13 protein-coding genes are annotated in these 15,425 nt (G+C 43.0%); 5 read left to right on the top strand and 8 right to left on the bottom strand.

Annotated elements, in window-relative coordinates; all coding sequences use genetic code 11:
• Positions 1–25: 25 nt before the first annotated feature.
• Together P4S58_RS17970 and mtgA are read right to left on the bottom strand one after the other, a co-directional pair.
• Positions 26–1,534, bottom strand: coding sequence for a PTS transporter subunit EIIC (locus P4S58_RS17970; RefSeq protein ID WP_337165014.1), 1,509 nt, complete (start codon positions 1,532–1,534; stop codon positions 26–28).
• A 217-nt stretch (positions 1,535–1,751) separates the two neighbouring features.
• Positions 1,752–2,450, bottom strand: a complete 699-nt coding sequence (gene mtgA / locus P4S58_RS17975; protein ID WP_443089023.1) for a monofunctional biosynthetic peptidoglycan transglycosylase — start codon at positions 2,448–2,450, stop codon at positions 1,752–1,754.
• 258 nt (positions 2,451–2,708) lie between these two features.
• Here mtgA and P4S58_RS17980 point away from each other — a divergent pair, with 258 nt between their 5' ends.
• Together P4S58_RS17980 and P4S58_RS17985 are read left to right on the top strand one after the other, a co-directional pair.
• A complete protein-coding gene (locus tag P4S58_RS17980) occupies positions 2,709–3,554 on the top strand; it encodes a CPBP family intramembrane glutamic endopeptidase (RefSeq protein WP_337165015.1) in 846 nt (281 codons plus the stop codon).
• Positions 3,555–3,721: 167 nt separating this feature from the next.
• Entirely contained in the window at positions 3,722–4,528 is an 807-nt protein-coding gene (locus tag P4S58_RS17985) for a Cof-type HAD-IIB family hydrolase (protein WP_337165018.1), read from the top strand.
• A 42-nt stretch (positions 4,529–4,570) separates the two neighbouring features.
• On the opposite strand, the gene P4S58_RS17990 is transcribed toward P4S58_RS17985, so the two are convergent.
• On the bottom strand, positions 4,571–4,978 hold the full coding sequence (locus tag P4S58_RS17990) for a ribosome recycling factor family protein (protein ID WP_337165019.1): 408 nt from the start codon (positions 4,976–4,978) through the stop codon (positions 4,571–4,573).
• A gap of 276 nt (positions 4,979–5,254) precedes the next feature.
• Between P4S58_RS17990 and P4S58_RS17995 the strand changes: the two genes are divergently transcribed.
• Together P4S58_RS17995 and P4S58_RS18000 are read left to right on the top strand one after the other, a co-directional pair.
• Positions 5,255–6,370, top strand: coding sequence for a PfkB family carbohydrate kinase (locus P4S58_RS17995; protein ID WP_337165020.1), 1,116 nt, complete (start codon positions 5,255–5,257; stop codon positions 6,368–6,370).
• Positions 6,360–7,274, top strand: a complete 915-nt coding sequence (locus tag P4S58_RS18000; protein WP_337165022.1) for a pseudouridine-5'-phosphate glycosidase — start codon at positions 6,360–6,362, stop codon at positions 7,272–7,274. The genes P4S58_RS17995 and P4S58_RS18000 overlap by 11 nt, the downstream gene beginning before the upstream one ends.
• 122 nt (positions 7,275–7,396) lie before the next feature.
• Here the strand turns inward: P4S58_RS18000 and P4S58_RS18005 are convergent, their stop codons facing one another.
• Positions 7,397–8,548, bottom strand: coding sequence for a hypothetical protein (locus P4S58_RS18005; RefSeq protein ID WP_337165023.1), 1,152 nt, complete (start codon positions 8,546–8,548; stop codon positions 7,397–7,399).
• A 103-nt stretch (positions 8,549–8,651) separates the two neighbouring features.
• Between P4S58_RS18005 and P4S58_RS18010 the strand changes: the two genes are divergently transcribed.
• The gene (locus P4S58_RS18010; RefSeq protein ID WP_102968467.1) at positions 8,652–9,299 is read left to right on the top strand and encodes a hypothetical protein; all 648 of its coding nucleotides are present in this window, start codon (positions 8,652–8,654) and stop codon (positions 9,297–9,299) included.
• Between the two features lie 95 nt (positions 9,300–9,394).
• Here P4S58_RS18010 and P4S58_RS18015 read toward each other — a convergent pair whose 3' ends face one another.
• The 4 genes from P4S58_RS18015 to P4S58_RS18030 all read right to left on the bottom strand — a co-directional run bounded on the left by P4S58_RS18015 (position 9,395) and on the right by P4S58_RS18030 (position 15,335).
• Complete coding sequence (locus P4S58_RS18015; protein ID WP_102966787.1) at positions 9,395–9,991, bottom strand: sugar O-acetyltransferase; 597 nt, start codon at positions 9,989–9,991, stop codon at positions 9,395–9,397.
• Positions 9,992–10,117: 126 nt separating this feature from the next.
• A complete protein-coding gene (locus P4S58_RS18020) occupies positions 10,118–11,137 on the bottom strand; it encodes an HD domain-containing phosphohydrolase (RefSeq protein WP_337165026.1) in 1,020 nt (339 codons plus the stop codon).
• A gap of 3 nt (positions 11,138–11,140) precedes the next feature.
• Positions 11,141–14,536, bottom strand: a complete 3,396-nt coding sequence (locus tag P4S58_RS18025; RefSeq protein ID WP_337165029.1) for a PAS domain S-box protein — start codon at positions 14,534–14,536, stop codon at positions 11,141–11,143.
• Between the two features lie 217 nt (positions 14,537–14,753).
• On the bottom strand, positions 14,754–15,335 hold the full coding sequence (locus P4S58_RS18030) for a TetR/AcrR family transcriptional regulator (protein WP_337165827.1): 582 nt from the start codon (positions 15,333–15,335) through the stop codon (positions 14,754–14,756).
• Positions 15,336–15,425: the final 90 nt, after the last annotated feature.

Here is a 15,425-nt window from a genome sequence, read left to right on the forward strand (position 1 = left end):
CGCTTTGCTTTATGTTACCGTGTCACTATGCCATTTGCTGTTGCAGTGACTCTATTTGGTCAGAAAGGAACTGAGCTCGTGCACCAAATATGATTTGAATACCAGTATCACCAACATAAACCACGCCTTTCGCACCCAAGTCGCTCAACGCATCGCGATTCACTTTATCCTTATCTTTCACTTGCAAACGTAGGCGCGTAATACACGCGGTTGAGCTCGCAATATTGTCCATTCCGCCAATGGCTAACAAAATTTGTGTCGTGAGTTCTTCATCGGTAATTTCATCCAGATTGTTAGAAACATCCGTTCTACCCGGCGTTTTTACATCCAGCTTGCGGATCACAACTCTGAATACTCCGTAATAGATCATCGCCATAGGGATACCAATGAAGATCACTTTGACCCAATTCGTTTCAAAGCCATTTAGTGAAGGCATGATGCCAAAAGAAATATAGTCTATCAGCCCTGCCGAGAATGACTTCGCGATATGTGCATCGAGCACATACATCATCATGTATGACAGCCCCGCCATTACAGCATTAAACACATACAAAATTGGCGCAACGAATATAAAGGTAAACTCAACCGGCTCAGTAATTCCGGTGATGAAACAGGTCAACGCTGCCGAAAACAAAATACCCGCTGCTATTTTTTTGTTCTTCGTGTGTGCCTCGTGATACATCGCCAAACATGCGGCAGGTAATGCAAAAAGCATCAGAGGGAATTCCCCTTGCATAAACTTGCCAGCATCGTTGTAAGTATCAGAGCTGAATGATTTCACTCCATCTGTCAGCATCTTAAACCAAATAGTTTGGTCGCCATTAATAACAGCGCCTGTCGGTGTCACATACTCACCAAAAGTGAACCAGAATGATGGATACCATACATGGTGTAAACCCAATGGAATCAGTGCCCTTTCTGTCAGTCCGAAGATAAAGGTTGATAGCATTTGGTTGTCGCCATTAACCACGGTGGATAAAGCATCGATGCCATTCTGAACGTATTGCCAAACGTAGGGTAAAACTAAACCTAATAGAAAAGAGTAAAACGCACATGAAATGGCTACAAATCGTTTACCGGAAAAGAAGCCTAAGAATTCAGGCAATCGAATGTCGTGATAACGCTTATAGCAGTAGGCCGCTAAGATACCGGAAATCAGGCCTCCAAATACGCCCATTTGTAGCGAAGGAATACCAAGCACTAATGCGTATTTACCACCTGCACTTGCCATTTCTGGAGTAATGCCAAGTAACGCGCTAATTGTTGAATTGATAATGAGTATTGAAACGGCTGCTGATAGAGCAGCGATCCCTGATTCTGAAGCCAAACCTACCGCAGAACCAATCGCAAAAAGTAACGGCAAGTTGTCAAATACCACACCACCAGCATGCATCATTAATGGCATGCCAAATTTGTCACCAAACGCAAGTAATAAGCCTGCGGCTGGGAGCAATGAGATAGGCAACATCAGCGCACGCCCTATGAGCGATAGCTGAGATAGAGGGGTTGCCAATGCCCGCAAATATTTCGTCATATTCATTCCTTAAAATTGTAACCACCATGGGGAAACACCATGTTTCACTTACAATATGACTCTCTAAAAGGCTGATTTACAAAGTAATCAATTCAAGTAAAACGTTTTACCTCGCAAACAATAGTTATAGATAAAACGTTTTACTAACACAATTAGTTATATATGAGAACAGCTTACACTCGTTTATGAATATGAATAAATAGGTCGTTTGCTTTTACTAAAATGCCTGTGAGTCTAGATTTCTCATCTGCTTTAGTACCCAATGAACTCGCTGCTGCACATAAGGAGTCATAGGTACCGGCTGAATTCTGTAAGGATTTGGTAATACAACCGCCAATTGTGCGGCTTGATAAGGCGTTAACTGATGTGCCGAAACACCAAAATAATGCTCACTTGCCGCCTGAACGCCATAAATACCGGGACCAAACTCAACAACGTTCAAATACATTTCCATGATTCGTTCTTTGCCCCAGACTAACTCGATCAGCAACGCGATATAAAGTTCGTAGGCTTTGCGCAGATAAGTATGACTTGGGAACAGGAAGATATTCTTTGCTGTCTGCTGGGTAATGGTACTCGCACCTCTTTTTGGTCCTTGGTCTCCACTGCTACTGATCACAGACAGTAATGCCGAAACATCGACGCCCCAGTGATAAGGAAATCTCTGGTCTTCCGAAGCAATAATCGCTAAAGGCAATGAGGGAGATGTGGAATCTATCGATACCCATTGATGCTGAGTCTGTTCTGGGTATCCCTTGGGAGGGAACAAGGTACGCGAGACCTGCCAGCCCCAAGTCGGTGGGTTCACAAACTTCAAGATAACAACCAGCACCAAAGGCATACAGAAAGCCACAGTGATCAATGTGACCAATAATCTTCCAATTCGTCTCTTCAATTTTCGGGCAATACCTTTCAAATCTGTACCTTTATATAGAATTGCAATGCTAAGTCATTCACGATCCTTACTTTTCCTAACACTGTAATTGGTTAAGCCATATTGAGGTCCAATCTCGCGCGCTAGGTTACACGAGATCACCAAACACAATGTTCAGCGCATGTAAATTTCATCACTCATTTGTTTTTTGAATATTTACTATTGAACAGCAACACACCGTGATTTAGTGCTATTCTCGCTTTGCAACGGCAACGCTCTCTAATCAATAAGGAATGTTTAATGCTCTTAACGCCTGCCATCTGGATATGGTTACCTTTGATTGCCGCAATCTTCAGCGGGTTCACTCGCCATAAACTCATTACCTTTGCTTTATTGGCGGTAGCATTGGTATGCGGGCTTATCTTGGGGCGTATAGAACCCTTAGCAATAGGTATTTCCATCGTTTTACTTTTGGTTGCCCATTACATTCCTACTTTAGTAAATCAAAAGTACAGTAAGCTGCTTGTCTACCTTTGCTGGACAGTTGTTATCCTGACTTGTGGCCTTCTATTCTTGCATCGCCTACCCGGTTTTAACAATTTGCTGGTTTTGGATCATGTCTATGCGGGTCCGCAAAGTCTGCCATTTACGATGTACTTAAATTTGGACAAACCGATAGCGTTTTTTGCCCTGCTGTTAGCTTATCCGCAGCTTGTGGGGAATAAACAGAAACTTCATTTCAGAGGTATCTTGCTGGCGATAGTTTTGCTCGTAAGTTTGCTTCCTTTAGCCTCTTTAACCGGAGCCTTAAAAGTAGAACTTAGCATTCCTGACTGGTGGTGGCTTTTTGCACTCAATAACTTGATGATTACCTGTGTCGCGGAAGAAGCGTTATTTCGCGGGTTGATTCAACAGTCTCTTTCTCGTCGCTACGCTTGGTGGATCGGTTTGATTACTGCCAGCGTGTTGTTTGGGTTGGCTCATATTGGTGGTGGGATGTTACTTGCGCTGTTCGCGACATTTGCAGGTTTAGGATATGGACTAATATTCCATTTCACCGGACGACTTTGGTGCTCAGTACTTGCCCACTTTGCATTTAACTTTGCTCATCTTGTTTTCTTTACTTATCCTGCATTGGCACATTGAGTGGTAGTTGTGGTAACAATGCACTCAATGAGTTCAGGCAGAATTCTAAGTAACTGGTTTATTCGGCACTTATCATTTGTTTCGATACGTTGTATCGTACGCAGTCTTAACAGGATTAACGTCTTAATTTCCGTAGCCAAACGCATTCAAACGAGAGAATTCAATATATGTCACAACGTAACATCAAATTTATTGCAACCGATATGGACGGAACACTTCTCAACGGCCGCGGACAGCTTGACCCTGAATTTTTTACGCTTCACCCAAAACTCGTCGCGAAAGACATCATATTTGCCGCGGCTTCAGGCCGTCAGTACTACAGCTTGCTGGATACCTTTTCAGATGTGAAAGACCAGATCATGTTTATTGCTGAAAACGGCACCTTGGTGATGCATAAAGGCCAAGAGCTGTACAGTCTGCCTTTAGACTCAGCGGTGATTAATGAGTTGATTGCAGCAGCTCGTTCGATTGACGGCGCACACATTGTTCTTTGTGGTAAACGTTCGGCCTACATAGAGACGGAAGATCAACGTGCTCGAGAGGAAGTACAGAAATACTACCACCGCTGTGAAATCGTTGAAGACTTAACGACTATCGAAGACGATTTCTTGAAAGTTGCAATTTGTCACTTTGAAGGTTCAGAAAAGCATATTTTCCCTGTGATTAACCCTGCTTTCGGTGATACTCAAAAAGTCGTGGTCAGTGCAAAAATCTGGCTAGATGTAATGAACCCTGCAGCCTCCAAGGGCGACGCCATTGCTTATCTGCAAAATCAACTTGGCTTTACTTCCCAAGAAACCATGAGCTTCGGTGACTACTTTAATGATGTGGAGATGCTACAAGCCAGCTACCACTCTTATGCGGTAGAAAACGCCCATGAAGAGGTTAAATCTTTTGCTCGCTTCAGCGCACCGAGCAACGACGACAGTGGCGTCCTAGTGGTGCTAAAAGAATTATTAAAAGAACTCGACTAACGATCACGAGCAAGTTAAGGACAAGAAGAGAGCCATACAGTCTTAAAGCTCATTTTCGTCTCGTGCTAAACGGGCTTGTGCAATAGTACAGCCCGTTTTGTCCATCAATTCTGCCAGAGTAATATTTTCATTTTTCGAAATCAGAGCGGCTAACCGTTCAGGAAGAGAAGCTTGCTCATAAGGTTTCAAAGCCTCACTGATTTTTTCAACGATGAATGGCGTATCTGTAACTATGCCAGCGACTTTAAGCTGTTGGTTGTAGTCAGATAGTTGCTCGAAAAAACCTGATATCTGCCAGTTCCTTGAACGTCGAATTCTTTTAAGCTCACATTTGTGCTCAGATGCAATTGCTTTTAACTCATTCGCTTTTTCGCCGCCGATACGTCGAACTAAAGAAGGAAAAAAGACCGTTATTTTTTCGCGCTCAGCACTCAAGGTTTTCAAAACCACAACCAACACCTGTAAAACACATTGCGCCAATTATCACGGCACTCATCTCCAAACACAACTTTGTTTACCTTTCTGATTACAAGCACTTTGCTTGTGTATATTGACTCAACGGCTCAACTACCTAACTCATTATCAAGCTAACGTTTTCCTCACACACCACCCTAAAGCAACATCGGTCACATATTAAACTGCAATAGATGAATTATTGTTCTATTTATGAAACATGTCCGTATTCCACAACACAAATAGCAACAAGTCGATAATATGGACATATGTTTGATAAACGGACATATGTTTGTGACACCTAGAGAGCAGCAGATACTCGCCATATTGCGCGAGAACCCAATGATTCAACAACAGGAACTGGCGGATCAACTGATGATCAGTCGCAGTGCGATTGCCGGTCACATCATGAACTTAACCAATAAAGGACTAATTAAAGGCAAAGGTTATATTCTTGCCTCGCAAAAAACTGCGATTGTTATTGGCGGTGCCAATATGGATCTTTGTGGCAAGGCTTCTGTACCTTTGCTCAATGGTGATTCGAATCCGGGCACACTTCATTACAGCCCTGGAGGCGTTGCTCGTAACATTGCGGACAACTTAGCTCGACTTGGTAGCAAAGTCGAACTGATCAGCAGCATCGGCAACGACCAGTGGGGAGAGCAGTTAGTCTCTGCCTGCATAGATGCAGGGGTTGGTGTTAGCCACCTTCTACGCTGCCAACAAGGTAGAACGGCGACCTATCTCTCTATTCATGACAATGAAGGTGAAATGCAAATCGCACTGAATGACATGAAAGTATTGGAGCAACTCAATGCTGAACAACTGACCAAGCATAAGTCTCTTATCTCACACAGTGATTTAGTTGTAATAGATGCAAACCTGAGTGAAGACGCACTCTCCTACCTGTTTAACTGTATCGACAACACACGTATCTATGTCGATCCTGTTTCTGCAAACAAAGCGTTAAAACTCAAACCCTATTTAGCTCAAATCGATTTATTAAAACCCAACCTTATTGAGGCCGAGCTTCTTTCCGGTATCAAAGCGAGTTCAGAAGATGACTACCCTCGAATTTGCGATGCGCTACATCATCTTGGTGTAAAAGAAGTGGTTCTCAGCCTCGGCTCAAAAGGCATCTTTGCTAGCAACCAAAAAGAGAGCCTTAGACTCAAACCAAGAACCACTAGCGTAACTAACGTTACAGGTGCTGGCGATGCATTAATGGCTGGGCTAGCACACGCAACTTTAGAGATGTGGTCTTGGAACAAGAGTATCGAATTTGCTTTTAGTTGCGCTGAACTTGCAACGCAATCTTATGACACTATCAACCCGCGCATGTCAGACCGCGCAGTCCAACGTTTAATGGAGATGAACCATGCTGAATGATTTTCTTGATATCCACCCTGAAGTACGCGCTGCATTAGACAATAATCAGCCTGTGGTTGCCCTAGAATCAACCATCATTTCTCATGGTATGCCGTACCCACAAAACGTAGAAACCGCATTAAAGGTTTCGAACACCGTTCGAGAATCAGGTGCAACACCAGCGACAATCGCTATCATCAACGGTGGCCTCAAAGTGGGTTTAACTCCGGAAGAAATTGAACTGCTGGGCAAAGCGGGTCAAAGCGTGGCTAAGGTAAGCCGTCGAGATATCCCGTTTATTGTTGCAGCAGGAAAACACGGTGCAACAACGGTGGCAGCGACCATGATCTTAGCGGATATGGCTGGCGTTCGTGTATTTGCTACTGGCGGTATCGGTGGCGTGCATCGCGGTGCAGAAACCACCTTTGATGTTTCAGCAGATCTTCAAGAACTTGCTCAAACCAATGTAGCCGTGGTTTGCGCAGGCGCGAAATCGATACTCGATCTTGGTCTGACTCTAGAGTACTTAGAAACTCATGGTGTACCTGTGATTGGATATCAAACTGAAAGTTTGCCTGCGTTTTATACCCAATCCAGTGACTTCAAAGTTGACTACCGACTAGATTCAGCGAGCGATATTGCTTCTGTATTAAAAGCCAAGCAAAAGCTGGGTTTAAAAGGCGGTGCAGTCATTACCAATCCAATTCCTACTGAATTTGCTATGCCAAAAGATGTGATTGATAGTGCTATTGAACAAGCTCTGCGCGAAGCTGATGAACAAGGCATTCACGGTAAAGCTTCAACACCTTTCCTACTCGCTCGAGTTTGTGAACTTACTGGTGGAGACAGCCTAAGCAGCAATATTCAACTTGTACTTAACAATGCAAGACTGGCATCCGCTATCGCTATCGCTTATTGCGCATAGACTGGATAAATAACAGCCCCACATGGTGCCCACTTATTGAGTGGGCATTGACATATTCCTACCAATCTCAACAACTAAACACTGTTTTTCGAAAGATCGTCCAATTGATCATCAAAGAAGAACTATTCATGATTCGTTGTTTGCTCAGGAATATAGCGATTCAACCGGTCAACTTTTCTATTCTTAGAAAAGAACGCTTCAAACTCGACAAAAATACCGGGATTAAGTTTGTAATCATATTCTCTCGGTACTTCGATTTGAGGAGTAACAGTTAGAAATAGCCAGTTCTTATAGAGTTTCTGTATCCAAGAGGCCGATAACCAGATGTTACTCACTTCATCTTCATCATAAGGTAAGACGCTAATCCCTAACGAATACTGCAGAAGTTGTTTTTCGCTCAGGCGATCAAAGTATTGAGCTTGATGGAGAACTTCCCATTTATCATCATCGTAAAGATATTGAGCACTAGAACCGATAGTGAATATTTGCCCAGCGGCTTTGTCGACATCGTAGTAAAAATTCAGAGTACTGAGCGATCCCAGCCCTTTGGAGTTAAAGTAGAAGAATTCCTGACTCACTTGGGTTGTCCAAGTATCCGATATCTCAGCCACCCTATAGATTTCGGTCCGGGCAAACGGATCTAGAGGAAGTCTTATCTTGATGCCGATATCAAAACTGGTTATCCAGTGACTGAGCTTCTCATCTTGAAGACGAATACCACCAAATGCACCTTTTGAATCTGGGTTAGATGTATTCAGACCACGCTGCTTACTCTCTAGATCATCATAATCATCGGGGTCGGTTTCAAAGATAATCTTCCAGTTGTGCTCGGTGTGGGGTAAATCAATGCGAACCGAAATTCTCTCGTCAGTATCTAAGTATCCACGATGCGAATATTTACCGGAAGACACGATCTTGATATAGCTCTTATTTGGAAAAGGTTCTTCATCCTCTTCCTTAGCTAGGCCATGATCGATAAACTCACTAAAGTCCAGTACCAACTCAGACAGGAACTCGTTAGTTTCATCAACCCACGAGAACTCTTCTTCAGTAAGCGGTACTGAATAACGCAAGTCTGAGTTCGATCGCTCGAAATCAGTGGTATCTGGAACGGCTCCAGTTGGTATTGCTAGCGCACAAAATGGCAGAGCTGTAAGTATTGCAACATAAGCGTGTTGTGCTATTGCTTTACAAATTTTTCTTCCCCAAAAAACCTGAACAATCTCTGAATTTTGATGCCTAATACCTGTACGTTTACAAATATTTATATGCAACATAAGTCCTTATTATTTTTTTGTATCAGTTAGGACAATTTCATTAATTCGTATAGATTTATAAATATGGTTGTAGCTTAGCCAGCCTTTAAATGTGGGTCTTATGATAACTAAACACTTATCTATTTTATTACTGCTTTCCCTTGTTACACTCACTAGCCGCGCGCAAGCTACTGAGGGTGTAAATGGCGAATTTTCTGTTGATATTGGCCCTGTTAACTTAGGTCAGGTAGTTATGTCATCTACTTGTAAAGATAGCACTTGTTTTTACAAGTCGCGTGCTTATGGTGCTTTTTTATTTATCAAAGCGAATGTGATTGAACTGGGTTCATATCAAGAGCTTGACGGCCAAATCATCCCTCTTTCGTCCAATTACTCTGAACGTATAGGCTCGGATAGAGAGGCGTACACCTACAACTTCAGTTCACTTGAAATCACAGAACAAGACAGTAAGGCTAAGGTTTCTGAGTTGGATAAAAATGCTTATCCATTTATTCCATTGCTAAACCAAGTAACGCTTGATTTAGCTCACGGAGTGCTGAAGAAATCATATCAATATGTGCTGAAAGAGAAGGTTAAAGATGTTGAAGTCGATTCCTATTCCACCACTCAAACGGACAAAGGAATGCTCCATCGCATCACAGTAAAAAACAAAAACCGTGAGATGGAGTTCTTATTTGTAAACAACGGCCAAAAACTTCAGTTTGAGGAATTCAATTATCGTGGCTTTAAAATGTCGCGGATCAAATGAGTTCAGTGAGTAAATGCGTTTACAAAACAACGCTTCAAAGAAAAAGCCGCTGACCAACAGCGGCTTTTACAATAGCTTTCACACTCAAAAATCGACTATTCGAATTTTTTGTCTCTGAAATAGAATTCTTTATCGCGTTCGCCAATCTCACGTAGCACTTTGCATGGATTACCCACCGCGACAACGTTGGCAGGAATATCTTTTGTGACGACACTGCCAGCACCAATCACACTGTTTTCACCAATGGTAATACCCGGTAATACAACAGAGTTCGCACCAATCCAGACATTGTCTCCAATCGTCACTGGAATATTAAACTGCGCAACTTTTCTGCGCATTTCTGGATCAACTGGATGACCAGCCGTCGCAATAGTGACGTTTGGACCAATCATCACATAGTCACCAATATAGATATGGGTATCGTCCACCAGCGTTAGATTGAAGTTGGCATATACATTTTTACCCAAATGAGTATGAATACCCCAGTTCGTACGCAAAGGAGGTTCGATGTAGCAGCCTTCACCAACTTCGGCAAACAACTTCTCCATGATTGCTTTGCGCTTTTCAACTTCACTTGGTCGAGTCTGATTGTAATCGTAAAGTACTTCAAGGCATTGCATTTGAGCCTTAGCCAGCTCTTCGTCATCACAGAAGTAAACCTTCTGGCTATGCATTATGTGGGAATTGTCCATAAGAGACCTTTGCTTCAAAAAGAAATCAAAACACGTAAGTTACTAAATTGATTAGATGATTAATCAGAACTATCTCTCACCTAGGTGACAAATAATCACAAATTGTTTAGTGCATCAGCGTCAGAACTAGTTCGTCGTTGGATCGTAATGTTGATCCTCATTAAACTTCTCTTTCACTTCTAAAATAGCTGGAAGTTGCTCAATGAATAGTTGCACCAATTGTGGGTCAAAGTGCTTTCCTGACTGGCTTTCTAGAAACTCAATAGCCTCTTCTATTGACCACGCCGTTTTATACGGACGTTCACTGGTCAGCGCATCAAATACATCAGCAATCGCTGCGATACGCCCTTCGATAGGGATTGCATCACCAACTAAACCGTTAGGATATCCTGAACCATCCCACTTTTCATGGTGAGCGGTGGCAACTTTGTAGGCCAACGAAATCAGCGTTGAACGTGGATTAGAGAGAATATTCCCGCCGATGACCACATGCTTTTTCATTTCAGCAAATTCCTGTTCATCAAGCTTGCCCGGTTTAAGCAGGATACTATCGGGGATACCTATCTTTCCGATGTCATGCATAGTGGTCGCCATTCGCAGCTCTTCGGCATGATCTTCTTCCATACCTAAAGCCATCGCTAAAATTTTGGTGTAATGGCTCATACGTTGGACATGCATACCTGTTTCGTTGTCCTTATATTCAGCAGCTCGCCCTAGCCTTTGAATTAAGTCAATTTGAGTTTCACGTAGCGCTTCAACTTTTACTAACGACAAATGCGTTTTTACCCGAGCCCTTACAATTGCAGGGATAATCGGTTTAACAATATAGTCAACGCCTCCAAGAGCGAAGCCTTTCTCTTCATCAATGGAATCTCGAAGTGCGGTCACGAATATTACAGGGATGCAGGCGGTACTAGGATTATCCTTAAGCAACTTACATAACTCGAATCCCGTCATGTCTGGCATCATGACATCCAAAAGGATTAGGTCGACGCTCTCTTGTTCTAAACGCGTCAGCGCTTCCTGACCAGATCGAGCGAAAGTCAGACGGTAACCTTCCTGCAAAACTTGTCGCATCACTTTGAGGTTTGCCGGTTCATCATCAACAACAAGGATTCGTGGTAATTGTTTGGTGAACAAAGTCATGTCTTATCCTTCTTGTTGTAGTGTTTCAATAGCGTTGATAATGGCTCGTTCTGCAGCTTCAAACTCAAATTCTTCAATAGCATTAACCGCATCATTAATGTGTTTCTTGATTATTTCTGGTGAGCCTTGCTTAAGTTTAGCGACTGTCTCGTCACGCAGTTCGCCAGCTCTGGTTGCGATTAACCAATATTCAAGCAGTTCCTGCAATTCGGTGTTTCTTAATGAAGACTCCGGTTCAACCGTTTCATCCAAAGCATAGAGAACTTGAAGTTGCTCTATATCGCTCTTCAACGTATTCCAGAGTTTTTCAATGTTTGTCACAGCAGATCGAGCTTGTGTTGGCATATGAGCATTAACAGCTCTCTCTAGATCAGAGAAGGCATGCAAGAGAGGTATCAAGGCCAGATTTCCGGTTAAACCTTTCAACCTATGGGCTTGTTGACCCAGTTCTGACCAGTTTTGCGTATCAATGAGCTCCATCAAGCTCTCACTCAGTGAGGCTTGCTTACTGCTCAAACGAATGAGTTCTCCCAGATATAAACGCTCATCACCCCACAGTTTTAGCGCTTTATTCAGGTTCACTACGTTGAATTTCCCAACAGCGCTGTCAGTAGCTGAACCTGAGTTCTGCTCATCCTGAGAGCCAGGTTCAAGATGCAGCACTCTTGCCATCTCTTGAGTTAGAAGAGCAAAATCTACGGGTTTATTTGCAAAGCCGTCCATGCCGGATTCTCTTGCTTCCACGCGATCTTCAGCCAATACACTGGCGGTTAAAGCTATGATTGGCGTACTCGCGAGTTTGTACTGTTTTTCCCATTGACGAATTTGTTTGCTCGCTCCCAACCCATCTAAATTCGGCATCTGGATATCCATCAAGATGATATCCGGTTGCACCGATTTAAACTGTGCAACAGCTTCATGACCATCTTGAGCGGTAAATACTTTATGATTTTGACGCTCAAGAAGGATCCGCAATAAGTTAATGTTTTGCTCGATATCGTCACACACTAACACACGTAAACTTGGCAGATCGAAGATGTGAGATGTGCGGGAAACCGTTGCAGCTTCACTTTTTGGTAGTGGCAGCTCAATGGTAAAACAACTCCCTTTACCCAGTTCGCTCGTTGCTTGAATCGTTCCGCCCATTAACTCAACCAACTGCTGAGAAATTGTGGTACCTAAACCAGTACCGCCAAAGCGGCGACTCATTGATGCATCGGCCTGCGTGAAAGGTTCAAAGATGGATTTAAGACGAGAAGGATCAATGCCGATCCCCGAATCAATCACACTGAATCGAATCCAATCAGGCTTTTGTTCAACGGCGGAAACCGTCAGCGATACACCGCCACTCTCGGTAAATTTTATGCCGTTACCAACAAGGTTCATTAAAACTTGGCGTATACGATCCTCAGCACCTAACACGACTTGGGGTAAGTCATCAGCCATTGCGAGATTGAGTTCTATGCCTTTGTTTTTGGCTGAAAGCCATAAAGTTGAAATAACGGTATCAACACAGGCCGCTAGTTTGAACGGTACCTGTTCAATTTCCATCTTATTCTTCTCAAGTTTCGCGCTGTCGAGAATATCGTTAAGAAGATGCAATAATGAGCGAGAAGAATGCGAAATGGTTTGAAGATGTTTGCGATCCTCGCCTCTGATATCGGAATCAAGAAGAATGTCAGTAAAGCCTATGATGGCATTCATCGGCGTTCGAATTTCATGGCTCATATTAGCCAAAAACGCCGCTTTACTCTCCGCTGCATGCTCGGCGCGTTGTTTCGCCTCAACCAACTCTTGTTCCATCTGTTTGCGACTTGAAATATCCACCATGACCCCGTCAGCCCAAACAACATTATTATTTTCATCGCGAACAACCATGCCGTTTTCTAGCACCCAAACGGTATTGCCGTTTTTATGGTGGATGCGGTATTCAATTTCGTATGTGTCACGTTCATCGATGTTTGCGCGCATGTTCGAGCATAAGTCGCGATCTTTTCCTTCATAAACGCAGTCAACAAATGCAACTCTGCCTGACAAAAATTCATCCGCGTTGTAACCCGTAAGTTCGACGATGCCTTCACTCAGAAACACAGGTGTCCACTTATGATCGAGCAAACGTCTGAACGAGGCTCCAGGAATGTTTTGCATAAGAGAGCTTAAACGTTGTTCGCTCTCTCTTAGCTTCTCTTCCATCGCTTTGCGTTCAGAAATATCAGAAACAAATCCAACAAACAGTGTTTCTCCACTTTCCAAACTGACTCGACCGACAGCTAATCTGACAGGTATTAACTCACCAAATCGATGACGAGCGTATAGTTCTCTTGGAGAGCCTATTATTTGTGCCTTGCCGGTACTGAAGTAGTTTTCTAAGTAGGAATCATGCTGATATTGATGGTTGGACGGCATTAGCATAGAAACATTGCGCCCAATGACTTCATGCTCTAACCAGCCAAATATTTTACATGCTGCGCCATTAATACCGCGAACGATACCTTTCGCATCTATTGTGATAACACCATCAGCAGCAGTATCGAGAATAGCCTGAAGCCTCGCTTCTCCCGCTGTTTTCTCTCTTAATAACTGACGATAGCGTAGTTGAGAACTGACGTTCACCGCTAAAGTAGAAAGAAGCAGCGTAAAGATTGAAACAATGATCGCCAACTGTGTGTTGTCTTGTTCAGTAAATGCTGGGGTAACACACTCCATTTCTTCAATAAAGCGCGCCGCTTCCATACCGGTATAGTGCATGCCAGAAATTGCACAGCCCATAATAGCGGCACTAATCAGATTAACGTGTACAGAACGTAAGGATGGAAATGCGTGTCGCAATCTAGATCGCGCCGTCAAAGCAATGGTTGCCAATCCAACCGATACAACGATAGACAAAGCAAACCAATATGGATCGTAGCGAAGATCGAGATCCATGTTCATCGCTTCCATACCGATATAGTGCATCGCACCGATTCCCGCACCGACAATAAACCCGTTTCTTAATGTGACTTTCAGTGAATACGTTTCATTGATTAACGACTTGAGGACGAAGTAACTCGCCAATACAGCAGGAACGAAAGATAACGCAGTGATATGGTGGTCATATTCCATTTGATGAGGCATGGCAAAGGCAAGCATTCCGACGAAATGCATACTCCAAATGCCACCAGCCATAACAAAAGACCCTGAGAGTAAAGCTATCTGTCTGTGGCTGACAAGCTGTATGTGTCTTGCTGTAGATGCTAAACGCAAAGCGAAAAATGATGCCATGGATGCAAGAAAAATCGATACCGCCACAAGCCAAACGTTGTACGTACCAGCAACAAGTTTATCTGGGCTAACATCTACGACAAAAAAGTGGTCAAACATAATCAATAACTCAACATAACAAGCACTGGCTTGAGGCAAGATCACCTCCTGAGCGTGCACGTTACTATTGATTACGCATAAAGTTAAGTGCTACGTGACGGTTTTAGGATTAAGTATAAAGCCATAATTTTATTGAGGATTTTAGTTATTGAGATAACTCAATAACAAGTGACTGAAGATAAAACAAAAACAGCTATCGCTTTTATTCAAAGCGATAGCTGTTCATTGTTTTGGGCAAAAATTGTATTACAAACGCTTAGCTGTTTTTTAAGCTCTGTACGATTTTCTTCACCAACTTCTCTAAACATTCTTTCGACGGCTTGGTGGTAGCAAAAGATCTTAAACCATAGATATTCATAACCAGAAAATCACCAAGCAACTCGCAATCTGTATCCGATGGCAGTTCACCGTGAGTCTTAGCTATCTCAATTTTTTCTCTGATGTTAACTTTCCACTGATTCAGCATGCCGCAGATGATCGCTTCTACTTCTTCATCTTGCTGCTCAAGTTCACTCAGCGACTTCTGAAGCAAGCAGCCTTTGTTTTCGTGGCACTCTTTAAACTCAATAATGTCATTCAGATACTTTTCAAAGCCGTGCAGGATGGAATCACTATCAACAAAGAACTCTTCAAACGACTTGGATTTGGTTTCAGCATAATGATTAAGAGACGCAAGCAACAAACCACGTTTGTTTTCGAAAGCACAGTAGATTGACCCCGGATGTAAGCCCGTTGCTCGTTTCAAATCCTGCATACTGGTTTTGTTATAACCTTTGGCGATGAACTCATTCATCGCTGAGCGTAAAACATACTCACGGTCAAATTCTGCACTTCTCATTACACTTTGCTCTTCAGCTTTAAGACCCACTAAGTGTACTGGTTTGAATACCCTTTCACAAGATACTTGAACGTTCATTCAAAAAATAAC

This window comes from Vibrio sp. Hal054, from assembly GCF_037162405.1.
Taxonomy (GTDB): Bacteria; Pseudomonadota; Gammaproteobacteria; order Enterobacterales; family Vibrionaceae; genus Vibrio; species Vibrio diazotrophicus.